The organism is Desulfurispora sp., from assembly GCF_052744395.1.
The window spans coordinates 1-22,639 of sequence record NZ_JBRAJI010000028.1 but is presented as its reverse complement, the minus strand read 5'-3'; the positions used below and the strand labels follow the sequence as shown (position 1 = coordinate 22,639).

At 58.5% G+C, this 22,639-nt stretch carries 26 protein-coding genes; 21 read left to right on the top strand and 5 right to left on the bottom strand.

Annotated features, from left to right (window positions below; all coding sequences use genetic code 11):
- Positions 1 to 83 precede the first annotated feature (83 nt).
- Both ribH and ACUVTU_RS08635 read left to right on the top strand, forming a co-directional pair.
- Positions 84 to 551, top strand: coding sequence for a 6,7-dimethyl-8-ribityllumazine synthase (ribH, locus tag ACUVTU_RS08640; protein ID WP_445889562.1), 468 nt, complete (start codon positions 84 to 86; stop codon positions 549 to 551).
- Positions 552 to 572: 21 nt separating this feature from the next.
- The gene (locus ACUVTU_RS08635) at positions 573 to 1,628 is read left to right on the top strand and encodes a nicotinate phosphoribosyltransferase (RefSeq protein ID WP_445889561.1); all 1,056 of its coding nucleotides are present in this window, start codon (positions 573 to 575) and stop codon (positions 1,626 to 1,628) included.
- A 38-nt stretch (positions 1,629 to 1,666) separates the two neighbouring features.
- Here ACUVTU_RS08635 and rpmB read toward each other — a convergent pair whose 3' ends face one another.
- Positions 1,667 to 1,858, bottom strand: a complete 192-nt coding sequence (gene rpmB, locus ACUVTU_RS08630; protein ID WP_445889560.1) for a 50S ribosomal protein L28 — start codon at positions 1,856 to 1,858, stop codon at positions 1,667 to 1,669.
- A 161-nt stretch (positions 1,859 to 2,019) separates the two neighbouring features.
- On the opposite strand from rpmB, the gene ACUVTU_RS08625 reads away from it, so the two are divergent.
- The 3 genes from ACUVTU_RS08625 (at position 2,020) to ACUVTU_RS08615 (ending at position 4,894) form a co-directional block, all read left to right on the top strand.
- Positions 2,020 to 2,253: a hypothetical protein gene (locus tag ACUVTU_RS08625; RefSeq protein WP_445889559.1), complete on the top strand. Its 234-nt coding sequence runs from the start codon at positions 2,020 to 2,022 to the stop codon at positions 2,251 to 2,253.
- A 99-nt stretch (positions 2,254 to 2,352) separates the two neighbouring features.
- Positions 2,353 to 4,461, top strand: coding sequence for an ATP-dependent DNA helicase RecG (gene recG / locus ACUVTU_RS08620; protein WP_445889558.1), 2,109 nt, complete (start codon positions 2,353 to 2,355; stop codon positions 4,459 to 4,461).
- 172 nt (positions 4,462 to 4,633) lie between these two features.
- On the top strand, positions 4,634 to 4,894 hold the full coding sequence (locus tag ACUVTU_RS08615) for an alpha/beta-type small acid-soluble spore protein (protein WP_018084845.1): 261 nt from the start codon (positions 4,634 to 4,636) through the stop codon (positions 4,892 to 4,894).
- A gap of 66 nt (positions 4,895 to 4,960) precedes the next feature.
- Here ACUVTU_RS08615 and gpr read toward each other — a convergent pair whose 3' ends face one another.
- Positions 4,961 to 5,941, bottom strand: coding sequence for a GPR endopeptidase (gene gpr, locus ACUVTU_RS08610; RefSeq protein WP_445889557.1), 981 nt, complete (start codon positions 5,939 to 5,941; stop codon positions 4,961 to 4,963).
- Between the two features lie 71 nt (positions 5,942 to 6,012).
- On the opposite strand from gpr, the gene rsmD reads away from it, so the two are divergent.
- The 3 genes from rsmD to ACUVTU_RS08595 are packed head-to-tail and all read left to right on the top strand — an operon-like array spanning position 6,013 to position 7,595.
- Positions 6,013 to 6,627: a 16S rRNA (guanine(966)-N(2))-methyltransferase RsmD gene (rsmD, locus tag ACUVTU_RS08605; RefSeq protein WP_445889556.1), complete on the top strand. Its 615-nt coding sequence runs from the start codon at positions 6,013 to 6,015 to the stop codon at positions 6,625 to 6,627.
- A 6-nt stretch (positions 6,628 to 6,633) separates the two neighbouring features.
- On the top strand, positions 6,634 to 7,140 hold the full coding sequence (gene coaD, locus ACUVTU_RS08600; RefSeq protein WP_445889555.1) for a pantetheine-phosphate adenylyltransferase: 507 nt from the start codon (positions 6,634 to 6,636) through the stop codon (positions 7,138 to 7,140).
- Positions 7,140 to 7,595: an ATPase gene (locus ACUVTU_RS08595; RefSeq protein WP_445889584.1), complete on the top strand. Its 456-nt coding sequence runs from the start codon at positions 7,140 to 7,142 to the stop codon at positions 7,593 to 7,595. Before coaD ends, ACUVTU_RS08595 begins: the two co-directional genes overlap by 1 nt.
- A 59-nt stretch (positions 7,596 to 7,654) precedes the next feature.
- Here the strand turns inward: ACUVTU_RS08595 and ACUVTU_RS08590 are convergent, their stop codons facing one another.
- The 3 genes from ACUVTU_RS08590 to ylbJ form a co-directional block, all read right to left on the bottom strand.
- On the bottom strand, positions 7,655 to 8,707 hold the full coding sequence (locus tag ACUVTU_RS08590) for a phosphotransacetylase family protein (RefSeq protein WP_445889554.1): 1,053 nt from the start codon (positions 8,705 to 8,707) through the stop codon (positions 7,655 to 7,657).
- A gap of 12 nt (positions 8,708 to 8,719) precedes the next feature.
- A complete protein-coding gene (acs, locus tag ACUVTU_RS08585) occupies positions 8,720 to 10,822 on the bottom strand; it encodes an acetate--CoA ligase alpha subunit (RefSeq protein ID WP_445889553.1) in 2,103 nt (700 codons plus the stop codon).
- An 88-nt stretch (positions 10,823 to 10,910) separates the two neighbouring features.
- Entirely contained in the window at positions 10,911 to 12,092 is a 1,182-nt protein-coding gene (ylbJ, locus tag ACUVTU_RS08580; RefSeq protein WP_445889552.1) for a sporulation integral membrane protein YlbJ, read from the bottom strand.
- A gap of 132 nt (positions 12,093 to 12,224) precedes the next feature.
- Between ylbJ and ACUVTU_RS08575 the strand changes: the two genes are divergently transcribed.
- The 13 genes from ACUVTU_RS08575 (at position 12,225) to thiD (ending at position 22,449) form a co-directional block, all read left to right on the top strand.
- Positions 12,225 to 12,731, top strand: a complete 507-nt coding sequence (locus ACUVTU_RS08575) for a YceD family protein (protein ID WP_445889551.1) — start codon at positions 12,225 to 12,227, stop codon at positions 12,729 to 12,731.
- 40 nt (positions 12,732 to 12,771) lie between these two features.
- Positions 12,772 to 12,951 carry a 50S ribosomal protein L32 gene (rpmF, locus tag ACUVTU_RS08570; protein ID WP_445889550.1) on the top strand — a complete coding sequence of 60 codons (180 nt, stop codon included), beginning with the start codon at positions 12,772 to 12,774 and terminating at the stop codon, positions 12,949 to 12,951.
- A gap of 175 nt (positions 12,952 to 13,126) precedes the next feature.
- Positions 13,127 to 13,705, top strand: coding sequence for a transcription factor FapR (fapR, locus tag ACUVTU_RS08565; RefSeq protein ID WP_445889549.1), 579 nt, complete (start codon positions 13,127 to 13,129; stop codon positions 13,703 to 13,705).
- Entirely contained in the window at positions 13,702 to 14,727 is a 1,026-nt protein-coding gene (plsX, locus tag ACUVTU_RS08560; protein WP_445889583.1) for a phosphate acyltransferase PlsX, read from the top strand. The genes fapR and plsX overlap by 4 nt, the downstream gene beginning before the upstream one ends.
- Positions 14,720 to 15,712, top strand: coding sequence for a beta-ketoacyl-ACP synthase III (locus tag ACUVTU_RS08555; protein ID WP_445889548.1), 993 nt, complete (start codon positions 14,720 to 14,722; stop codon positions 15,710 to 15,712). The genes plsX and ACUVTU_RS08555 overlap by 8 nt, the downstream gene beginning before the upstream one ends.
- A gap of 19 nt (positions 15,713 to 15,731) precedes the next feature.
- Positions 15,732 to 16,682: an enoyl-[acyl-carrier-protein] reductase FabK gene (gene fabK / locus ACUVTU_RS08550; protein ID WP_445889547.1), complete on the top strand. Its 951-nt coding sequence runs from the start codon at positions 15,732 to 15,734 to the stop codon at positions 16,680 to 16,682.
- Positions 16,679 to 17,623, top strand: coding sequence for an ACP S-malonyltransferase (gene fabD / locus ACUVTU_RS08545; protein WP_445889546.1), 945 nt, complete (start codon positions 16,679 to 16,681; stop codon positions 17,621 to 17,623). Before fabK ends, fabD begins: the two co-directional genes overlap by 4 nt.
- A gap of 4 nt (positions 17,624 to 17,627) precedes the next feature.
- Positions 17,628 to 18,371 carry a 3-oxoacyl-[acyl-carrier-protein] reductase gene (gene fabG / locus ACUVTU_RS08540; protein ID WP_445889545.1) on the top strand — a complete coding sequence of 248 codons (744 nt, stop codon included), beginning with the start codon at positions 17,628 to 17,630 and terminating at the stop codon, positions 18,369 to 18,371.
- Between the two features lie 53 nt (positions 18,372 to 18,424).
- The gene (gene acpP / locus ACUVTU_RS08535; protein ID WP_445889544.1) at positions 18,425 to 18,661 is read left to right on the top strand and encodes an acyl carrier protein; all 237 of its coding nucleotides are present in this window, start codon (positions 18,425 to 18,427) and stop codon (positions 18,659 to 18,661) included.
- Between the two features lie 72 nt (positions 18,662 to 18,733).
- Entirely contained in the window at positions 18,734 to 19,975 is a 1,242-nt protein-coding gene (fabF, locus tag ACUVTU_RS08530) for a beta-ketoacyl-ACP synthase II (RefSeq protein ID WP_445889543.1), read from the top strand.
- A 15-nt stretch (positions 19,976 to 19,990) separates the two neighbouring features.
- A complete protein-coding gene (rnc, locus tag ACUVTU_RS08525) occupies positions 19,991 to 20,713 on the top strand; it encodes a ribonuclease III (RefSeq protein ID WP_445889542.1) in 723 nt (240 codons plus the stop codon).
- Entirely contained in the window at positions 20,714 to 21,622 is a 909-nt protein-coding gene (gene ftsY, locus ACUVTU_RS08520; RefSeq protein WP_445889541.1) for a signal recognition particle-docking protein FtsY, read from the top strand.
- Positions 21,623 to 21,636: 14 nt separating this feature from the next.
- The gene (gene thiD, locus ACUVTU_RS08515) at positions 21,637 to 22,449 is read left to right on the top strand and encodes a bifunctional hydroxymethylpyrimidine kinase/phosphomethylpyrimidine kinase (protein WP_445889540.1); all 813 of its coding nucleotides are present in this window, start codon (positions 21,637 to 21,639) and stop codon (positions 22,447 to 22,449) included.
- The last annotated feature ends 190 nt before the right edge of the window (positions 22,450 to 22,639 follow it).

Genomic DNA, 22,639 nt, shown 5'->3' with positions numbered 1-22,639 from the left:
CTCCGGCGCATTGCGAATAAATGTAAAGGCGTGGCCTTTTGATGGTGTTGTTAATATCCTGTTATTGAGAGGAGAAGAGCAAAGTGGTCAAATCCTATGAAGGGCACCTGATCGGCAAAGGCATCAAAGTGGGTGTTGTGATCGGTCGTTTCAACGAGTTCATCACCAGCAAGCTGCTCTCCGGAGCCATGGACGCCCTGCTGCGGCACGGGGTGGAGGAGCAGGACATCGCCCAGGCCTGGGTACCCGGCGCTTTTGAAATTCCTCTGGTGGCCAAAAAAATGGCCCTGAGTAAAAAATATGATGCGGTGATCTGCCTGGGGGCGGTGATTCGGGGAGCTACGCCCCACTTTGACTATGTGGCCGCCGAGGTGTCCAAGGGCATTGCCAAAGTGAGCCTGGACAGCGAGGTGCCGGTGATTTTCGGCGTGATCACGGCCGATACTATCGAGCAGGCCATTGAGCGGGCCGGGACCAAGGCCGGCAACAAGGGCTGGGACGCCGCCGTCACGGCTATTGAGATGGCCAATTTGTTCCGGGTGCTGGAATAAGATTAGGGGGAAACAGAACCCGTGCAGAGCGCAAACAATAAACCGGTTGATCTGCAATCCCTGGCCGATATAGAAAAGTTGCCTGGCGGTCCGCAGGAAAAGCTCTACAGTGCCGACCGGGAGGAAATCCTGGCCGGCTGGACCACCGATGTCTATTTCCTGAAAACCAGGGAAATCCTGCGCCACCTGCAACTGGACCGCACGCCGGTAGTGGCCGAGGTTTTTGCCAGCCGCTCCGGTGTACTGGCCGGCGTGAGTGAAGTGAAAGCCCTGCTGGCTCATACCGGAGCCGAAGTATGGGCCCTGCCGGAAGGGGAGGAGTTTGCCGCCCGGGAAGTGATTGTGCGCATCAGCGGGCCTTATGACGATTTTGGCATATACGAAACCGCGCTGCTGGGCATGCTGGCCAGTTCCAGCGGCTGGGCCACAGCCGCCCGGCAGTGCAAACAGGCCGCCGGCAGTGCCCGGGTGATCTGTTTCGGGGCCCGCCATGTACACCCCGCCGTGGCGCCGGTGATGGAGCGGGCGGCCGTGATTGGCGGTGCCGACGGCGCCAGCTGCATTCTGGGCGCGCGCCATCTGGGCCTGGAGCCGGTGGGCACGGTGCCCCACGCGGTTTTTCTGGTGGTGGGAGATACGGTGGAGGTGGCCCGGGCCTACCACGCCGTCATGCCGGCCGGCACGCCGCTGGTAGTGCTGGTGGACACCTTCAAGGACGAGGCCGAGGAGGCGTTGCGGGTGGCTGCTGCCCTGCCCGGCCTGCTGCAGGCCATCCGCCTGGATACGCCGGGCGAGCGGGGCGGGGTGACTCCGGGTTTGGTGCGGGAAGTGCGGGCCCGTCTGGATCAGGCCGGCTTTGGCCGTGTGCAGATTCTGGTCAGCGGCGGCCTAACCCCCGAGCGCATTGCGGTGCTGCGGGAAGCCGGAGCGGCCGCTTTTGGCGTGGGCAGCTATATTTCGGGCGCCCCGGCCATTGACATGACCATGGATCTGAAAGTGGTAGGCGGCCGGCCCGTGGCCAAGCGGGGGCGCATTCCGGGCATTACGCCCACGGACCGGCTGGTACGCCTCATATAAAGCGAAAAACGGCTCCATTAGCGGGCCGTTTTGCCGTTTTATATCGCTCTTTGTACTTTACCACTGCGCAGGCAGCGGGTGCAGACCAGGATGCGCCGCGGTGCGCCGTTGATAATGGCTTTTACCCGCTGCAGGTTGGGCGCCCAGGTGCGCTTGGTCCGGATGTGGGAGTGGCTGTACTGCATGCCAACTGTAACGCCTTTGCCGCAAATTGCACAGACACGGGCCATCAGCGTACACCTCCTTCTCGTTAAAACCACACGAAATAATTTTATCAGAAACACGATCCGGTTGCAAGGAAAAAGCAGGTTAATTGCCGGCAGTAAAATCTTGACAGATGGTGCCCCGGACGTTTATGATCAGGTAAGGTAAATAAAGGGAGGTATTTTTTGTGGGCCAGGTAAAGGTTGCCGACCCGGTGGTTGCCGGGGACTACATTGAGGAAAAAATAATCATTGACAATATTCCCAATCTGGGGGACAAGAGCGGCAGCAAGTTTCTGGACCAGTTGGAGGAGGCCATCCGGCAGTGCCGCCAGTTCATTGAGCAGGGCTACCGGTTGGTGGACTTCTGGAGCGACCCGGATCAGGGTGTGGAGTTCACCCTGAAAAAGAAAAAGCACTGAGGTATAGCTGGCAGTAAAACCCGTATGGTTGGTACGGGTTTTTTTGTTGAGCGTACCGCAGGCGGATAGTGGTCCGAACACCGGCGGGTTGTTTTATGTATGAACCTCAAAGACGGGAAAAGAGTGGTTGGGTTGAGCGGCGAACTCTGGCAGTTGGATATTCGCTACATCAAACAAATTGGCCCCAAAATGGCGGCTCTGTTGCACAGACTGGAGATCTTCCACCTGGGGGATCTGTTTTATCATTTTCCTCGCCAGTACGAAGACCGGCGGCTGGTGAAAACTGTGGACAGAGTGTTGCACGGGGAAATAGCGACCATGCGGGGCCGGGTGGTGGAAGGCAGCCAGGTGCAGCCCCGGCCCGGCCTGAGCATCCAGAAATTCACCCTGCAGGACGAAAAAGGCTGTTTTGTGGCCCAGTGGTTCAATCAGCCCTATTTGCTCCAACAGTTTCCTCCCGGTGCCGAACTGGTGGTTTGCGGCAGGGTGGAGTTTCAGTTCGGCTGCTGGCAGATGGCGGTGAGCGACTATGACCGGCTGGACGACGGCAGCGGGCAGCTCAACACCGGTCGGGTGGTGCCGGTGTACGCTTTAACCGGCCGGTTGACCCAGCGCTACCTGCGGCGGGTGATCGCCTGGGCCCTCCAGGAATATGCCGGCCGGTTGCCCGAGTTCCTGCCCGGGCCGCTGCGGCAAAAATATACGCTGCCCGGACTGGAGCAGGCGCTGTGGGAAATGCATTTCCCCACGCAGTGGGAGCTCCATCAGCAGGCCCGCCGCCGCTTTATCTTTGAAGAGCTCTTGATGCACCAGCTGCTGCTGGAAATGAAAAGGCGGCAGGCGGCCGGTCGGGTTAAACCATTTCGGTATGATCCGCAGCGCATGGCGGAAGAAGTTTTTCTGGCCCGCCTGCCTTTTGCTCTGACCAGTGGTCAGCAGGCGGCCTGGCAGGAGATCAAAAGCCACATGCTGGAATCCCATCCCATGCGTCGCCTGCTGCAGGGCGATGTGGGCTGCGGCAAGACCATGGTGGCCATGCTGGCGGTGCTGCTGGCGGCGCAGAGCGGCCTGCAGGCGGCCGTAATGGCTCCCACCGAGATTCTGGCCCGCCAGCACTACCAGTCCATGCAGCGCTTTCTGGCCCCCTGCGGTGTTAAGCTGGCCCTGCTGATTGGCAGTACGGGCCGGAGCCGCCGCCAGGCCCTGCTCCAGGCGGTGCGGGCGGGTGAAATTGATGTGCTGGTGGGTACCCACGCCCTGATTCAGGAGGATGTAGAATTTAACGCGCTGGCCCTGGTAATCATTGACGAGCAGCACCGCTTCGGCGTGCGACAGCGGGCCCTGCTGGAATACAAGGGTTACAGCCCGGATCTTTTGGTCATGACTGCCACGCCCATCCCCCGCACCATGGCGCTGACGCTCTACGGCGATCTGGAAGTGAGCACCATCCGGGAGCTGCCCCCCGGCCGGCAGCCGGTGCGCACGGTTTTGCTGTCCGGCCGGCAGGCCGGGGAGGCCTACCGGGCCGTTCGGGAGCAGGTGCGGCGGGGCCGGCAGGCCTATGTGGTCTGCCCCCTGGTGGAGGAATCGGAAAAGCTGGATTTGCAGGCGGCCGAAAACCTGTACCAGCACCTGGCTCACCGGGTGCTGCCGGACTGCCGCCTGGCTCTGCTGCACGGGCGTATGGCTGCCCGGGAAAAGGAGCGGGTGATGGATGCCTTTCAGGCTGGGGAGGTTGACGTGCTGGTGAGCACTACGGTGGTGGAAGTGGGGGTGGATGTGCCCAATGCTACGGTCATGGTGGTGGTGGACGCCGAGCGCTTTGGACTGGCCCAGTTGCACCAGCTGCGTGGCCGGGTGGGGCGGGGCCGGGAGGCGGGTTATTGCTTTTTACTCAGCTCCAGCCGCAGTCCCGAGGCTCTGGCCCGCCTGCAGGCGCTGGTGGAAACTGCCGACGGTTTTGCGCTGGCCGAAAAGGATCTGGCCCTGCGCGGGCCGGGTGAGCCGTGGGGGGTAAAACAGACCGGCGTATTCACGTACCGGCTGGCCGATCCGGTACGCCATATCAGGGCCCTGCTGGCAGCCCGCCAGGCCGCGCGGGAACTGCTGGAGGACGACCCGGATCTGCAGAGCCCGGCCTGTGCCGCACTGCGCCAGCGTTTGTTTAATATTTTTCAGGAAGAAATGAATTTTGGAGTAATAAATTAGCATTAATATTATTAAATTGCTGCAAATATTGTAAATACAGCACATGCCGTAATTGTGCAATGTTGCCTTTTAGGCTCACATAAGCGTGGGAAATGTGGCATTAAATACAATGTATTTGCTTTAGTTTGCGGGAGACAATACTAGTAACAAAATTAAAAGGAGGGATTAGCAAATGTCTCGAAACACCAACACCAAAGTGGTTCCCGGTGCCAAAAGTGCCCTGGATGCGATGAAATATGAGGTGGCCAACGAGCTGGGGCTGGCCAACTACAACCAGATTGACAAGGGGCAGCTGACCTCGCGGCAAAATGGTTATGTGGGCGGCAACATCACCCGCCGGCTGGTGGCCCTGGGCGAAGCAGCCCTGATGCAGCAGGGTGGAGCCGCGATTGGTGCCACGACCAGTGTCCCTCTGCAGACTCCGCAGTCCTAAGCGATATCCGAACATACGAAGACCGGGTGGCGGATAGGCCGCTGCCCGGTCGGTTTGTTTTCTGGTCTACTGCAGATAATATTCGTATTGTTCCACCGGCATCTGGGGATGCAGGGCCCGGGTGATGCCTCCGGCAATTACTTTGGCCGTGCGCTGGATCAAATCATCTATTTCCTTGGGGGTGACCATCAGGTGGCCGCCGAAGGGCTCCAGCACTTTTTCTATTACCGTGCGGGTAATATCCAGGTTCAAAGTGCTGAACACCTTGTATACACTGGGGCTGTTTTTAATCTGTTCAATGAACTCCTCAATGGTATCGTTGGCAATCACCGCCGCATGCACCACTGTGGGTACGCCGATGGCTACTACGGGTACGCCCAGGGTTTGTTGGTTCAGCCCCTGGCGCTGATTGCCCACGCCCGAGCCGGGGCTGACGCCGGTATCGGCAATCTGGATGGTGGTGGCAATGCGGTCCACATTGCGAGAAGCCAGAGCGTCAATAGCGATGACCAGATCGGGCTGGATTTTTTCCACCACCCCGCGGATGATTTCAGCGGTCTCAATGCCAGTGATGCCCAGGACACCGGGAGCCAGAGCGCTCACCGGCCGCATGCCGGGAGCCAGCTCCTGGGGGGCGTAGTTGAAGATGTGCCGGGTGACCATGGTCAAATCCACCACTTTGGGTCCCAGAGCATCGGGGGTAGCGTTCCAGTTGCCCAGGCCCACCACCAGTACACTGGCTCCGGGAGCCAGGTTGAGCACCTTGCTCAGCTGGCGGGCGACAATTTCCCCCACTTCGTGGTGGGCCAGGGGGTCATTGTGCCGCAGTACCGGTGCTTCAATAGTGATGTAAGTGCCCACCGGTTTGCCCATGATTTGCTCGGCGCCAGGATCTTCAATGTGCACGATGGTTACCGTAGCGTGGTTGAATTTCTCCCGGTCTACCCGAACACCGGGTATTTCCTGGCCGGTTTTGCCCTGGACGATTTCCCGTGCTTCCAGGGCCAGATCGACATGGATGTTCATAGCCTGCCAGATATTTTGCATACTGGGCCTCCTGTTTTTTAAAATTAGGCTGTCCGGTTAGATATTTTTTCATGTAAAATTACTGGTGAGCAGTGGATAATACAATAACAATACGGGTGAAAGGACAGATATGGTTGCGGGTAATTGCTGGTAAAGCGAAAAAGCGAATTCTCCATGTGCCCGCCGGCTGGACAGGCCGCCCCACGGCCGACCGGGTGAAAGAGTCGCTGTTCAATATTCTGGGTGCAGCGGTGGTGGAGGGCGATTTTCTGGATCTGTTTGCCGGAACGGGCAATGTGGGCATTGAAGCCTTGAGCCGGGGAGCCCGCCGGGCCTGTTTTGTGGAAAAGGATCGCCGGGCGGTGCAGGCCATCAAACGTAATCTGGAGTTGACCGGTTTCAGCCAGCAGGCCGAAATCCTGGCCGGGGATGTTTTTAAGGTTTTACATTATCTGTCGGAAAGGAAAATAAATTTTGACTTTATTTTCGCCGATCCGCCTTACGATAAAGGATATGAAGCGGGGGTTATGGAATTAATTACTGCCGGCAGATTGCTCGGGCCGGACGGACTGGTGATTGTCGAAGTGAGCAAAAGGCAGAACATGCCCGAGGAAAAAAACGGGCTGGTTTTGTGGAGAAAAGAAAAATATGGCGATACAGTGCTGTGTTTTTACCGGCAGGCGGGGTATGATGGAGAGGAGGCTTGAGCAATTTTGCGTATAGCAGTCTATCCGGGGAGTTTCGACCCGATTACCAACGGTCATCTGGACGTGATTGAAAGGGCCGCCTCGCTTTTTGATGAGGTGATCGTGGCGGTTTCCTGCAATGCCCATAAAAGACCCCTGTTTACCGTACCGGAACGGGTGGAAATATTGAAGGCGGTTTTGCAGCCCTACTACAATGTACTGGTGGATTCTTTCTACGGGTTGACGGTAAACTTTGCCCGGGAAAAGGGAGCCCAGGCCATTGTGCGGGGCCTGCGGGCCATTTCGGATTTTGAGAATGAATTCATGATGGCGCTAACCAATAAAAAGCTGGCTCCGGGCATCGAGACCATTTTTCTGATGACCCGGGCGGAATTTTCCTTTATCAGTTCCACGGCGGTAAAGGAAGTGATGCTTTTCGGCGGCTGTGTGCGGGATATGGTGCCGCCCCTGGTGGAGGAGCGGCTGAAGGAAAAGTACCGGCAATTGCGCAATGCAGGGGAGGTTAAGTCGTGATGGAAATATTTAATATTATTAACGAAGTGGAAGAGCTGGTGGAGAACAGTCCCAAAATTCCCATGACCAGTCGTTTACTGATTGACGAGGAAAAACTGCTGGATCTGCTAGATCGCCTGCGCACCGCCCTGCCCGAGGAAATGCGCCAGGCCAAAAGAATTCTCGCCGACAAGGAAAAAATGCTGGAAGAGTGCAAAAAAGAGGCCCGGCGCATTATGGAGGACGCTCAAAAACAGCTGGAGCGGCAGGCCGAGGAAAGCGAGATCGTCACCCAGGCCCGCGCCATGGCCCAGGAGATTGTGGACAGGGCGGAAAAACTGGCCCGGGAGATCAAGCACGGTGCCTACGGGTATGCCGACGACAAACTGAAAGAAGTGGAGGACGTGCTGGCCCGGGCCATCCACGAAGTGCAGAGCGGCCGGCAGGAAATACAGGACCTGTTGAAAAAGGATTAACAAAGTCGGGTGTGCCTTACCGTTCCTTTTAGCAGGAAACGGGGCACACCCGGTTTGTTTTACAGGAGTTTCTCCAAAATGGCCTGCCACTGGCAGTGCTGTTCAATGCTCTGCAGGGTCAGCCGCAGGCTTTTTTCATCTTCGGGCCGCAGGTGCCGGGATACTTCCGAGAGCTTTTCCAATGTGGTATAAGTATCGTAATGTACCAGGATTACCGGTACGCCCTTTTCCTCGGCCCGGGCAATTACTTTGACGTCCGGGTAAAGTCCGCCGGTGAGGATGAGCACTGAAGTGCTGGTCTCCAGAGCGGCCAGGCAGATATCCGAGCGATCACCACCCGTGATTATGGCTTTATTGGGTGCCCGGCGCAGGTAACCCAGGGCGCTTTCCAGGGTCATAGCGCCAATGACCAGATCTTCCACTATGCGGTCCAGCCGGTCCTCTCCTCCCAGTAACTCTCCACCCAGCGCTTCCAGATATTCCGCCACCGTAGGGGAGGCGATTTCCGGGTTGCGGGGGATGATCCCCAGGGTGCGGTGACCTTGCTGCTCCAGCAAATGGCGGTAGATGCCCTCGGTTTTGGCCAGCAGGGGGCGGGAGACGTGGTTGAAGATGTTGCCAATAACCTCAATACCGTATTTTTTCAGGTAATTATTGATAAATACGGCCATATCCACGCTGTAATCATTTTCAATATTAATCAAGTAGACTACGGTTGATCCAAAAAGCTCGGCCAGCTTCGCCGTGTCCAGCCCTACACAGCTCAGCATATGTGGTCGGGGAGGTCCGCCAATAAGTACAATATCAGCTTTTTCGGCTATGGTCTCGTAGGCTTTTTTAATTTTGTCCAGTAATTCAGCCGGCCGGGCCTGTCCGGACAGGTAAGAGGGTCCGGACATCACCGGGGTGATTACATCCAAGGGTACATCCATTTTGAGTAGTTTTTGCATCAACAGAGCGTCCCTGTCCTGCCGCCGGGTGGGAGAGGCGGAGTAGCCTACGGGCTTAAAGTATGACACGCGATAACCTTGCTGGGTGAATTTCTGAGCCAGGCCGGCAGCTATTGCTGTCTTGCCGCTGCCGGCGGTGCCGCTGATATAAAGGCTTTTCATGAATCTGCCACCTCACGCTATGGTTATTTTTACATCCAGGGCCCGGGCCCCTGTGGGATAGGCAAAAACCGGGTTGATATCCAGTTCGCTGATCTCGGTAAAATCTCCGACCAGGCAGGCTGTGCGGGCAATCATGTCCACGATGGTGTTAATATCGGCTGGCTGCTCGCCCCGATAGCCGCGCAGCAGGGTGTAGGCCTTGGTTTCGCTCAGCATTTTTTCGATTTCCGTACGGGTGAGACCGTCCGCTAGGCGGAAGGAGACGTCTTTTAAGAGGTTGACGTAAATCCCACCCAGTCCGCAGGCGATCAGCGGACCAAATTGCACATCCTTGATCATGCCTATGATTATTTCGGTCCCCCTGGGCATCATTTTCTGGATTTCTATACCATATATTTCCGTATTGGGCAGCAGTCTGGTGACATTTTCCATGATTTCGGCGAAGGCGTTTTTCACGCCAGCAGCGTCTGCAATGCCGATCTTTACGCCTCCCACATCGGTTTTGTGCAGAATTTTGGGAGAGGCTATTTTCATGACCAGGGGGTAGCCCATGGCTTGGGCCAGTTCCACCGCCTGGTCGGGGCTGGTAGCCAGGGCGGTGGGGGCGCAGGGAATGCCGTAGGCCTCCATCACCTGGACAGCTTCGCTGCCCAGCAGTACCAACCGGTTGTCCCGGCGCACCTGCTGAAAAATCCGGCGCACGGTTTCCGGGTCCAGGTTGTCCGGGCGGATGTCCCCGGCGGATGCCGGTTGCTGCAGAATTTCCCGGTAGTAGGACATGCCCCGGATGGCATCGATGGCGGTTTCCGGAAAGGTGTAGCAGGGTATGCCGGCTTCGCTCAGGCGCCGGGCTCCGGCAGCCAGCGATTCTCCTCCCATGTAGGCGGCAAAAACCGGTTTTTCCGGCACCTTGCGGTGTTCGTCAATAACCACCTGAGCAATGGAAGCAGCATCGGTAACCGCTGTGGGGCAGACCAGCACCACGGCGCTGTCCACTTGGGGATCGGCCAGGGTTTTTTGCAGGGCGATCTGGTAGCGTTCCACAGTGGCATCGCCCAGCACATCCACCGGGTTGTAGATGTTGGATTCGGCGGGCAGGTTTTGCCGGAGATAATCTATGGTTTCTTTTTCAAAACGAGCCATTTTTAGCCCCTGGTTTTCTATGCGGTCCGTGGTTACAATACCGGGACCACCGGCGTTGGTGACTACGACCACGCGCTTGCCCCGGGGGACGGGCTGGTTGGAGAAAGCAATGGCCAGGTCGAACAATTCAGCCATGGTGCTGGCCCGAATAATTCCGGTCTGTTTGAAGGCCGTATTATAGGCCAGATCGCTGCCGGCCAGGGCGCCGGTGTGACTGGACGCGGCCTGGGCGCCGGCCTGGCTGGTGCCGCTCTTGAGAATGATTACCGGTTTTTGCCGGCTGGCCCGCCGGGCCACCTCCAGAAAGTGTTTGCCGTTGGCCACATCTTCAATATAGCAGAGCACCACCCGGGTGTTGGGGTCGGCGGCCACCGCGTCGATGAAATGGGATTCGGTCAGCGAGGCTTTGTTGCCCAGGCTGATCACTTTGGAAAAGCCCAGGCCGGTGTGCCGGCTCCAGTCCAGGATGGCCACCAGCATGGCGCCGCTCTGGGAAATGAAAGCGATGTCGCCCCGGCGGGGGAAATTGACGGCAAAGGAAGCGTTGATGGGCGTGTGCGTGTCCATCATGCCCACACAGTTGGGCCCCAGCATGGTGATGTTGTTTTCCTGGCAGAGGGCCACAATTTGCTTTTCCAGGGCCAGTCCTTCCTTGCCCACCTCCTTGAAGCCGGCGGTGATAATCACCAGGTTTTTCACGCCGGCCCGGGCGCAATCCTCCACCGCGCCCACGGCTTTAGCCGCCGGCACCGAGATTACAGCCATATCAATGGGACCGGGGGCCTCGGTAATCCGACTGTAACACTTGTGCCCTAGAATTTCCTGTTCCCGGGGGTTGACGGGAACAATGGTGCCTGAATAACCGCTTTTGATGATGTTGTCCACAATGGCGTAGCCAATTTTTCCCGGAGTGCGCGATGCGCCAATGACGGCCACGCTGCGGGGAGAGAAAAAACTGCTCAGGTCAGCCAAGCTCCATCACCTTCTTTACACGCTTATGCTTTTTCTGTTTCGTATTAGCCTGTCCCGGCGCCAAAAGGATAATTCTTCATTTCGGGTCTTATTTGCCAGCCAGGCGCCTGATGGCCGAGGCGGTGGTGATCAGGAGCAGGGCCGCTCCCGGGAGCAGGAGCATTTTCAGGCAGTTGGCCCAGGCCGCTGCTGGAACGGGTGAACCGGGGAGCGCCGTGTTCAGGGCAGCGGTAGCTGGCGCCGGGGGCAGCAATTTAAAAAATATGGTGATGTACAGGCAGGCCAGGGCGGCGTGCACCGGGCGCATGAGCAGGAACAGGCGCAGGCTTACGCCGCTGCCTGCCAGCATGGCTGCGGTCTGGGTGAGTACCGAGATGCCGCTCCAGGCTAAAATTATACTGATGGCCTGCAGTTTGCCCAGCAGTGCGGCCGGTGCCAGGGAGGCCTGCTGGCAGCCTACGGTCATTTCCCAGAGACCGGCCGCCAGCGCGGGAGTGATCTCCACCGGCAGGCCCAGCGGGATGAGTACCCGGGCCAGCAAGGCGGCAGTAAGGTGAATGATGTGCAATTCTTTAAACAGGTTAATCAATACGGCAAAAAAAACAATGTAACCGCCTATGGTCAGCAGGTTGAGCACCGACTGGCGCACGGCATCGGCCAGTATTTTGCCCGCCGGCCGGTCGTCCCGGTGCTGGATGTAGAGGTATTCCTTCCAGGCCCGTTGTAGGAGGTTGCCAGGGTGGGCGGGAAAGGTTGGCCCGGCCGGGCCGGCAGGATAAAAAACGCGCAGCAAAAGACCAATGGTCAGGTTGGCCAGGTAGTGGGAACCGGCTATGTACAGGCCCAGCTGCTGCTGGCCCAGCATGCCCACGGCCACGGCCGTGAGCATGAACAGGGGACTGGCGTTGCTGGAAAAACTGAGCAGGCGAGCGGCCTCTTCGGTTGTGCAGAGGCCCTCCCGGCGCAGCCGGGCAATGATTACGGCGGCTATGGGGTAGCCGCTGGTGTAGCCGGCGCAGAGCACCAGGGAGGCGCTGCCCGGCAGGCGGAAGAGCGGGCGCATCAGCGGCTCCAGCAGGATGCTGAAAAAATGCACCAGGCCGCTGTTCATCAGAAGCTCGGAGGCGATGAAAAAGGGCAGCAGGGCGGGAAAAACCACATTTAGCCACAACCGGACGCCGTTGATAGCGCCCTGGAAGGACAGGGCGGGGAAGGAGATCAGGGCCAGCAGGATGGAAATGATCACCAGCGGGGTGACGACTGGACGCATGATTGTACCTCCGGCAATGTACCATAGTGGTAAATTTATATACTGCCGGGACGGGTAAAATAACCTGCTTCTTGACAAGCGCTGCCGACCTTCTATATAATGGTTTTTGTGAAAATGACGGGGTGAAAAATATTGATCAAGCTCGATGTTTCCCGGCTCAAACACGCTCCGGGACAAACGCAGCGGGTTACCGTGCGCAGTGAGTTGCCCGACATTGTAACCGAAACCGAAACAATTAGTCTGGCCGGGCCGGTGGAACTGGACCTGCAGCTTACTTCCACTTCTTCCGCCATAGTGGTGCGGGGCGAAGCCAGGGCGGTGTTGCTGCCGGCCTGCGGCCGGTGTCTGGAAAGTTTTCCCCGGCCAGTACGGGCGGAGATAGAAGAAACCTACTATCCGGCCGGTCAGGAGGATGTGCAGCCCGAGCCCGAGTGGCAGCCGTACAGTGGGGACAGCATTGATATTACTGCCGATGTGGCCAGGTCGCTGCTGGTGGCCCTGCCCATGCGTCTGGTGTGCAGCGAAGACTGCCGGGGTTTGTGCCCGGTCTGCGGCACCAATCTGAACCGGGAGCAATGTCGCTGTGTGGTGGAAGATATCGATCCCAGGCTGGCGGCTTTGAAGAAACTATTGCAATAAGGTACCGGTGAGTAAGGCCGGGTTAAAGGGGGTGTAAGGAGTGGGCGTACCCAAGAGGAGAGCTTCCAAACAAAGAGGCAGACAGCGCCGGGCGGCCAGCTACAAGATTGCTGCCCCTACCCTGGTCTCTTGCCCGCAATGCCATGAGTTGATTATGCCTCACCATGCCTGTCCGGAATGCGGTTATTACAAAAACCGCAGTGCGGTAAAGGTACAGTAGCTGAATATCTCATCGACCAGAACAAACCCGGTGTGCAGCCGACGACTGCCGCCGGGTTTTGTTGTTTGTATCTGGGATTTCTGCTTGCATTTTACTGCCCGGTCCCTTATAATCACTTTAGTACCTGGTACTAATAGCCCTGCCAGCAGACAATCTGTTCTCGGGTGACGGGAGTATGGAACACGAACAAAGCGGGCGCTGCAACAGGCACAGGTTGTTGCGGCAGTACATAGAGGGCAACCCGTTTTTGACCGATGACCAACTGGCCCAGATTCTGGGTGTGAGTATCCAGACCATTCGCCTGGATCGCAGTGAACTGAACATCCCGGAAATGCGGGAGCGGGTGAAAAACATGGCCCGCGGTGTCTACGGCCAGGTGCGGGCCTTGACCCGCCAGGAAATGGTGGGCGAGCTGGTGGATCTCTACCTGGGACGGGAAGGTATCTCTATTTTGCAGATTGCACCGTCCATGTGTTTGCGCAAGACCGGCGTGGCCAGCGGGCAATACCTGTTTGCCCAGGCCAACACTCTGGCCGTGGCCTTGATTGACGCTCCGGTGGCCCTGACGGGAACGGCCAAGGTCAGCTTCAAAAGGCCGGTGTTTGTGAGGGAAAATGTGGTGGCGCGGGCATATATCAGCCGCCAGAAAGGCAATAAATATATGGTAAGGGTTTCCTCCACAGTGGGGAAGGAAACGGTTTTTACCGGCAAATTTCTGGTGTTTGTAATTCCGGAGGAGGAATGGCGTCGTTGATCATTGCGGTGGATGCCATGGGGGGAGATTTTGCCCCGGCGGAAGTGGTGCGGGGTGCTGTGCTGGCCGCCCGGCAGGACGGACTGCGGCCCGTACTGGTGGGCGATGAGGAAAAAATTGGTGCCGAGCTGGCCGGGGCGGACCGCCCGCTGGTGGATGTGCTGCATGCGCCCGAAACGGTGGGTATGGGTGAAAGTCCGGCGGTGGCCGTGCGGCGCAAAAGAAATTCGTCCATAGTGCGGGCGGTGCAGTTGGTTCGGGAAGGCCGGGCGGCCGCCGTGGTTTCGGCTGGCAATACCGGTGCCGTGATGGCGGCGGCGCTGCTGGGCCTGGGCCGCATCAGGGGTATTGACCGGCCAGCCATTGCCAGTGTGCTTCCCACCCGGCGGGGACGGGTGGTGCTTCTGGATGCCGGGGCCAATGTGGACTGTTCGCCCCAGCACCTGCAGCAGTTCGCGCTGATGGGTTATCTTTACGCCCGTGATGTGCTGGGGGTAGCCGATCCGCGGGTGGGTCTTCTGAATATTGGCGAGGAAGAGGGCAAGGGCAATACTCTCACCCAGGCCGCTTTTTCGCTCTTAAAAGATAGCGGACTGAACTTTATCGGTAACGTGGAAGGGCGGGATATATTCCCCGGCCGGGCCGATGTGGTGGTTTGTGATGGATTTGTAGGAAACGTGGTGCTGAAAACCAGTGAGGGCCTGGCCATGACCCTGTTGGGGATGCTCAAGGATACGCTGGGTGCCAGCTGGCTCTCCCGCCTGGGCTCGCTGCTCAGTCTGCCGGCTCTGCAGGATCTGCGCCGGCGTTTGGACTATGCCGAGTACGGCGGAGCGCCTCTGCTGGGCGTAAATGGTGTGGTGGTGATTGGCCACGGCAGCTCGGATGCCCGGGCCATTCACAATGCCCTGCGTTTTGCGGCCGCTGCTGCCCAGAACCGGTTGCCGGAGAAAATTGCCGGCAGTATGGATCAGCTGGTCGGCGCTTTAAAAAACAGCTGTGGAGGATGTGGTAATGCCTGAGTTGCGCGGAGTAAAAATTGCCGGGCTGGGCATGTATGTACCGGAACGGGTTTTGACCAACCGGGAACTGCAGCAGATGGTGGATACCAGTGATGAGTGGATTGTCACCCGTACCGGGATTAAAGAAAGACGGCTGGCGGAACCCGGACAGGCTACTTCGGATCTGGCCGTGCCGGCCGCCCGTCAGGCGCTGCAGCAGGCCGGAGTGCGGCCGGAAGAACTGGATTTGATTATTGTGGCTACCAATACACCGGATACCCTTTTCCCGGCCACGGCCTGTCTGGTGCAGGACAGACTGGGGGCTGCCGGAGCCGGAGCCTTTGATCTGCTGGCCGGCTGCACCGGGTTCATTTATGCCCTTTCCTGTGGCGCGCAGTTTGTGCAGACCGGCATGTGCCGTCATGTACTGGTAGTGGGGGCGGAAACCCTGTCCCGGATCATTAACTGGCAGGACCGCAATACCTGTGTGCTGTTCGGCGATGGAGCGGGTGCCGCACTGCTGGCCCCGGACGAGCCCGGACGGGGGATTCTGGCCAGCACCCTGGCCGCCGACGGCAGTGGCGGCCACCTGCTCAGTCTGCCGGCGGGCGGGTCGCGGCAGCCGGCCAGCCCGGCTACGGTGGAGGCCGGGCTGCACTATGTGCACATGAACGGGCGGGAGGTTTTTAAATTTGCCGTCAAGGCCATGGAAGAAAGTGCGCTGGAGGCTTTGCGGCGGGCCGGACTGCAGAGGGAGGATCTGGACTTTCTGATTCCGCACCAGGCCAACATCCGGATTATCGAGGCGGCGGCCAAAAGGCTGGGACTCGGTATGGAGAAAGTGCTGGTCAATGTGGATCGCTATGGCAATACCTCTACGGCTTCCGTACCCATTGCCCTGTACGAGGCGGTGGCCGCCGACCGGATCAGGCCCGGCGACCATGTAGTGCTGGTGGGGTTCGGGGCCGGGCTGACCTGGGCGGCCTGCGCCCTGCGCTGGGAATAAAATGCGGGAGGTTGTTCGGGTGCTCAAGACCAGGTTGTGTGAAATGCTGGGCATAAAATATCCCATTTTGCAGGGCGGAATGGCCTGGGTGTCCACGGCCGAACTGGCGGCAGCGGTGAGCAACGCCGGCGGGCTGGGCATCATCGGTACGGGTCAGGCTCTACCTGACTGGGTCAGCCGGCAGGTGCGGCGGGCCAGGGAGCTGACGGATAAACCTTTTGGGGTGAATGTGATGCTGCTGTCACCCCATGTGGAAGAGATCATGCAGATCATCATCGAGGAAAAAGTGGCCGTGGTCACTACCGGAGCCGGCAACCCGGGCAAGTATATTCCGGCGCTGCATGCGGCCGGCTGCCGGGTGTTTCCCGTGGTGTCCTCGGTGGCTCTGGCCAGGCGGCTGGAGCGGGCCGGTGTGGACGGGATCATTGCCGAAGGTCTGGAAAGCGGTGGCCATGTGGGGGAGCTCACTACCATGGCCCTGGTACCCCAGGTGGTGGATGCGGTCAGGGTGCCGGTGGTGGCGGCCGGTGGGATTGCTGACGGCCGGGGGTTGGCTGCCGCTCTGGCCCTGGGGGCCTGCGGCGTGCAGATGGGTACCCGCTTCATGTGTGCCAGCGAGTGCACCATTCACGACAATGTCAAGCAAATGCTCATCAAAGCCCGGGACCGGGATACCGTGGTCACGGGGCGCAGCACGGGACATCCGGTGCGGGTGTTGCAGAACAAGTTGAGCCGCCTGTTTGAGGAAATGGAGAGCCGCTGTGTGCCTCCGGCCGAGCTGGAAAAACTGGGCGTGGGGAGGCTGCGGGCGGCCATGCAGGACGGTGATGTGGAAATGGGCTCGGTGATGGCCGGGCAGATCTGCGCCATGGTCAGCCGGGTGCAGCCGGTGGCCGAAATTATTCAGGAAGTGGTCACGGGGGCCGAGCAGGTGCTGAAAAATAACTGGACACTGGTGGTGGGCGAGTGAGCAGGATAGCCTTTTTGTTTCCCGGACAGGGCGCCCAGTATGTGGGCATGGGCAGGGATATTTATGAGCATTCCGCTGCCGCCAGAGAGGTCTTTGACCGGGCTGCCGCAGTGCTGCCCTTTGACCTGCGGGAGCTGTGCTTCAACGGGCCGGAGGAAAAGCTCAAACAGACCATGTATGCCCAGCCCGCCATATTAACCGTGAGCATTGCTCTGTGGCGGGCCCTGCAGGAAGCCGGGTGGCGCAAGTCCCCGGCGGCTCTGGCCGGACACAGTCTGGGCGAATACAGCGCCCTGGTGGTGGCCGGCAGCCTGGAACCGGCCGATGCGGCTGCGGTGGTGCACCAGAGGGGCAGGCTGATGCAGGAAGCGGTACCCCTGGGACAGGGCGGCATGGTGGCGGTGCTGGGTCTGGATGCTGCACGGGTGCGCGAAATCTGCGCGGCAGCCAGTGCGGCCGGTACCGTGGAGGCGGTCAACCTCAATTGTCCCGGCCAGGTGGTGATTGCCGGCACAAACGCCGGGCTGGAGCGGGCCATGGTCCTGGCCAGGGAAGCGGGGGCCCGGCGGTGTATGCCGCTAGCTGTATCGGCACCCTTTCATTCCAGTTTGATGCGTCCGGCCGGAGAAAAACTGGCCGGAGTGCTGGCCGGGGTGAGGGTAAAGCAGCCGGCTATACCCGTGGTTTCCAATGTTACTGCCCGCTACTATCCCCAGGAGGCGGATCCGCGCGATTTGCTGGTGCGCCAGGTGTACAGCCCGGTGCGCTGGGAGGAAAGCATCGCTTATCTGCGTGAACAGGGCGTGCGTATTTTTGTGGAAATAGGTCCGGGCAGGGTGCTCTGCGGCCTGGTGAAAAAAATCTGCCCCGAAGCCGTGGCTTACAACGTGGAAGATCGGGCCGGCATGGAAAAAATCCTTGCCCTGGAAGGGGAGGTTTAATAAAATGTCTCTTGATGGCCGGGTGGCCCTGGTGACCGGTGCGGCCAGAGGAATCGGGCGGGCTATCGCTCTGGCTCTGGCCGGTGCGGGTGCCGATATAGTACTTAATTATGCCGGCAGCCAGGCGGTGGCCGGGGAAACCGCCCGGCAGATTGAAGCGCTGGGGCGGCGCGTGCTGCCCTGGCAGGCCAGTGTGGCCGATGCCGAGCAGGTCAACCGGATGGTGGCGGGGGTGCTGGAAAAGATGGGCCGGCTGGATATCCTGGTGAACAATGCCGGGATTGCTCGCGACAATTTGCTCCCCCGGCTGAAAGAACAGGACTGGGACGAGGTGCTGGATGTAAACCTGAAAGGGGCTTTCCACTGCATCAAAGCGGTTACCAGGCCCATGCTCAAGGCGCGTTATGGCCGGATTATCAACATCACTTCGGTGGTGGCGCTTTCCGGCAATGCCGGCCAGGCTAACTACGTGGCCAGCAAGGCAGGCTTAATCGGTCTGACCAAAGCGGTGGCCCGGGAACTGGCTTCGCGGCAGATCACCTGCAATGCCGTCGCTCCCGGCTACATCGAAACCGATATGACCGCAGCTTTGCCGGAGGAATTGAAGCAGACCATGCTGAAAGGGATCCCGCTGGGGCGGCCCGGGCAGCCGGAAGATGTGGCTTCTCTGGTGGTTTTTCTGGCCGGGCCGGGTGCGGCCTACATCACCGGGCAGGTTATATCGGTAGATGGCGGTATGCACATGTGATCGTCAAAAAGGGGCTGATGATTTTTTAGAAATTTGGAAGGGGGTGAAATGCAGTGTCCGACGCGATTTTTGAGAAGGTAAAGAAGATCATTGTGGAACAGCTCAATGTGGAGCCCGACGAGGTGACCATGGAAGCCTCTTTTACTGAGGATCTGAACGCCGACTCGCTGGATATTGTGGAACTGGTCATGGCTCTGGAAGAGGAATTTGAAATGACCATTCCCGATGAGGATGCGGAAAAGATTCGTACTGTCGGCGAGGCCGTGCGCTATATCGTGGAGCATTCATAAGAACGCAAAGTCCCGCTCATACCGGCGGGGCTTTAAAATATATTCTGTATTGTTTTTCTGGAGGGGAAAAACTTGTATAATCGTGTTGTAGTGACCGGCATCGGGATAGTCTCACCGCTGGGGCTGGACCTGGAGGCGTTCTGGCAGAACCTGATCGCCGGGCGGTCGGGGGTGAAAACCATCGACCGCTTTGATGTGGAAGGTTACAGTACCCGGATGGCCGCCCTGGTGGAGGGTTTCGATCCGGTGCAGTTCATAGATCGCAAAGAGGCGCGGCGCATGGATCGCTACACCCAGTTTGCCATGGCGGCAGCCGAAATGGCCCGCCAGGATGCCGCTCTCGATCTGGAATCCCTGGATCGGGAGCGGGCCGGGGTAATCCTGGGCTCGGGTGTGGGGGGTATAGAAACGCTGGAAGATCAGCACCGCACTCTGCTGGAAAAAGGTCCGGCTCGGGTCAGCCCTTTTTTCATTCCCATGATGATAGCCAATATGGCCGCCGGCCAGATTGCCATTCATTTTGACCTGCGGGGGGCCAATGTTACCACCACCAGCGCCTGTGCATCCAGCAACAATGCTATTGGTGACGCCTATCGTTTGCTGCGCTATGGTTTGCTGGACGTGGTTTTTACCGGGGGGGCGGAAGCTCCGGTAACCCCCCTGGCAGTAGCCGGCTTTTGCTCCATGAAAGCTATGTCCACTCGCAATGAGCAGCCCGAGAAAGCCAGCCGGCCTTTTGATGCCGGACGGGACGGGTTTGTCATCGGGGAAGGGGCTGCCGTACTGGTGCTGGAAACTCTGGAACATGCCCGGCGGCGCGGGGCACGCATCTACGCAGAGGTTGTCGGATATGGTTCTACCTGTGACGCGTACCATATCACTGCCCCCGAACCGGCCGGCCGGGGGGCGGCTGGCGCCATGCGCCTGGCTCTGCAGGATGCCGGTTTGGAGCCGGCAGCGGTGGATTATATCAACGCGCACGGTACTTCCACTCCCCTGGGGGACAGACTGGAAACCCTGGCCATTAAGCAGGTTTTTGGTGAACATGCCTACCGGCTGGCGGTCAGTTCCACCAAGTCCATGCTGGGACACCTGCTGGGAGCGGCCGGTGCAGTAGAAGCGGTGGCCAGCATCCTGGCCCTGGACCGCGGGGTGATTCCCCCCACCATCAACTATGAGCAGCCCGATCCGGAATGTGATCTGGACTATGTACCCAACCAGGCCCGCGAAAAGGAACTGCAGGTGGCCCTGTCCAACTCTTTTGGTTTTGGCGGTCACAACGCTACGCTGGTCTTTAAAAAATTTGCCGGATAAGGTGGAATGTGCTGCATGCTGAACAACCGGGCGGCCATTGATGCCCTGAAGCAAGAACTGCGCATACCCTGGCGGGATGAAAGTCTGCTGGAGCTGGCCATGACGCACAGCTCCTACAACTATGAAAATCGGGAAGGGCGGCGGCAGGAGAGCAACCAGCGCCTGGAATTTCTGGGCGATGCGGTGCTGGAATTAATTATCAGCGAGCATTTGTATAATAGTTTTCCTTTATTTTCGGAAGGGGAACTAACCAAGCTGCGGGCGGCCATAGTTTGCGAGCCCTCCCTGGCCAGGGTGGCCCGGCAGCTCAATCTGGGGGCGTGCCTGTATATGGGCAAGGGTGAGGAGAAAACCGGAGGTCGGGAGCGCCCTTCCATACTGGCCGATGCTTTTGAGTCGCTGCTGGGAGCGGTGTTTTTGGATCAGGGTTTGCCGGTGGCCCGCCGGCTGGCCCTGGATTATTTGCAGCCCTTACTGGAGGACATTCTGGCCGGGCGACTGGACCGCGACTACAAGACCGAACTGCAGGAGTATATGCAAAAGCGCAGCAGCGATCCGCTCAATTATGTAATATTGCATGAGGCAGGCCCTGATCACGACAAAACCTTTACCGCCGGGGTGATGCACTGCGGGCGAGAGCTGGGCCGCGGTCAGGGACATTCCAAAAAGGAAGCCGAACAACAGGCGGCGCGCACGGCGCTGGAAAAACTTATTTCGAGTAGCCGGGGAGAGAGATAGATGGGTTTGTTCGACAGGTTGAAAGAATCCCTGAGCAAGACCAGGAAAAATTTTGTAGAAAAAATAGAGACGCTGGTTGCCGGGCGATCCAAAATTGATGAGGAAGTTTATGAAGAACTGGAAGAAATACTGATTCAGGCCGATGTGGGCGTACAAACCGCGGAAGAGCTCATGGAAAGACTGCGCCGTACTGTCAGAGAACGTCGTATAACCGATGCGGAACAGATCAAGCCCCTGCTGCAGGAAATGACGGGGCAGATACTGGGACAGGGTGAGGCCGAAATTAAAAGCGGTGGGCCGCCTACGGTGATTATGGTTGTGGGAGTTAACGGTGTGGGGAAAACAACCACCATCGGCAAGCTGGCCTGCTGGTTCAAAAAACGAGGTCAAAAGGTCATACTGGCAGCCGGTGACACCTTTCGCGCGGCAGCGATTGAACAGCTGGAAATATGGGGACAAAGGGCCGGTGTGGACGTAATCAAGCACCAGGAGGGTGCTGATCCGGCGGCTGTAGCCTATGATGCCCTGCAGGCAGCGCGGGCCCGCAAAGCCGATGTTCTGATTGTAGATACGGCTGGCCGGTTGCACACCAAGAGTAACCTGATGGATGAGCTGAAAAAGGTGGGGCGGGTGCTGGCCAGGGAACTGCCGGGAGCACCCCACGAAGTACTGCTGGTGCTGGATGCCACTACCGGGCAGAACGCCATTAATCAGGCGAAGATATTTGGGGATGCGGCCGGTGTGACCGGCATTGTGCTCACCAAACTGGACGGTACGGCCAAAGGCGGCGTGGTGATTGGCATCAGGCAGGTGCTGGACATTCCGGTGAAGTTTATTGGTATTGGCGAGGGTGTGGAGGACTTAAGACCTTTTGATGCCGGTGAATACGTGCGGGCGTTATTTGAATAGCTGGAGGGAGTATTGTGCGCACTTTGCCCTGTGCCATGACTGTGGCCGGATCCGATTCCGGCGGGGCGGCCGGTATTCAGGCCGACCTGAAAACTTTTGCTTCTTTCCGGGTTTACGGTACCAGCGCTGTTACAGCGGTTACCGTGCAGAACACCACCGGGGTTTATGATGTGCATGTGCTACCGGCCTCGCAGGTGGGCGCCCAGATCGATGCGGTAATGGAGGATATACCGGTTCAGGCCATCAAGACCGGCATGCTGGCCAATGAGGATATAGTGGAGATTGTAGCTCACAAAATGCAGGCGTACCGGGTGGAAAACCTGGTAGTGGACCCGGTGATGGTTTCCAGCAGTGGACATACCCTGCTGTCACCGCAGGCTGTGGCTGTCTATAAGGAAAAACTTATCCCCCTGGCGCTGCTGGTAACGCCCAATTTGCCGGAGGCCGGGGTTCTCACCGGTGTCAAGATTGAGGACGAGCAGTCATTGCTGCAGGCGGCCCGGGACATTTTGAACCTGGGAGCACGCTGGGTGCTGCTGAAAGGAGGGCATCGCTGTTTTGCCGGTGAAGAAAATGTGATGATTGATTTGCTGATCGGTCATGAGCATATTTATCGCATCGAAAATCCGCGCTGGCAAACCAGCAATACGCACGGCACGGGGTGCACCCTTTCCGCGGCAGTAGCGGCGGGACTGGCCAGGGGTTGGGATTTGTTGCGGTCGGTGCAGGTAGCCTGTCAGTATGTAAATCGGGCCATTGCCGAGGCTCCGGCCATCGGCCGTGGTCATGGACCGCTGAACCATTTTGTCTGCGGCCCCTGGTCGTAGAAACAATCGAAAAACCCATTTATAAGGCAGTATTACGGATATTATTAATATTAATAGAATAATACCATTAAAAATGGGTTAAATTACTACTTGCTAGAGGTATGCCTGTATGATACTATTATAAACGTCGCTGCGATGCTGTGACGCGATCCTTGAAAACTGAACAGCGCAGGGTAAGAGAGGTCGTTAG

Excerpts from the sequence above, each read along its gene's own strand:
- rpmB (WP_445889560.1), bottom strand. The coding sequence starts at position 1,858 with ATGGCCCGTGTCTGTGCAATTTGCGGCAAAGGCGTTACAGTTGGCATG.
- ylbJ (WP_445889552.1), bottom strand. The coding sequence starts at position 12,092 with ATGCGTCCAGTCGTCACCCCGCTGGTGATCATTTCCATCCTGCTGGCC.
- ACUVTU_RS08595 (WP_445889584.1), top strand. The coding sequence starts at position 7,140 with ATGGAAATATTTAATATTATTAACGAAGTGGAAGAGCTGGTGGAGAAC.
- ACUVTU_RS08555 (WP_445889548.1), top strand. The coding sequence starts at position 14,720 with ATGCCTGAGTTGCGCGGAGTAAAAATTGCCGGGCTGGGCATGTATGTA.
- fapR (WP_445889549.1), top strand. The coding sequence starts at position 13,127 with ATGGAACACGAACAAAGCGGGCGCTGCAACAGGCACAGGTTGTTGCGG.
- ACUVTU_RS08590 (WP_445889554.1), bottom strand. The coding sequence starts at position 8,707 with ATGAAAAGCCTTTATATCAGCGGCACCGCCGGCAGCGGCAAGACAGCA.
- ftsY (WP_445889541.1), top strand. The coding sequence starts at position 20,714 with ATGGGTTTGTTCGACAGGTTGAAAGAATCCCTGAGCAAGACCAGGAAA.
- fabG (WP_445889545.1), top strand. The coding sequence starts at position 17,628 with ATGTCTCTTGATGGCCGGGTGGCCCTGGTGACCGGTGCGGCCAGAGGA.
- recG (WP_445889558.1), top strand. The coding sequence starts at position 2,353 with ATGAACCTCAAAGACGGGAAAAGAGTGGTTGGGTTGAGCGGCGAACTC.
- gpr (WP_445889557.1), bottom strand. The coding sequence starts at position 5,941 with ATGCAAAATATCTGGCAGGCTATGAACATCCATGTCGATCTGGCCCTG.
- ACUVTU_RS08615 (WP_018084845.1), top strand. The coding sequence starts at position 4,634 with ATGTCTCGAAACACCAACACCAAAGTGGTTCCCGGTGCCAAAAGTGCC.
- rnc (WP_445889542.1), top strand. The coding sequence starts at position 19,991 with ATGCTGAACAACCGGGCGGCCATTGATGCCCTGAAGCAAGAACTGCGC.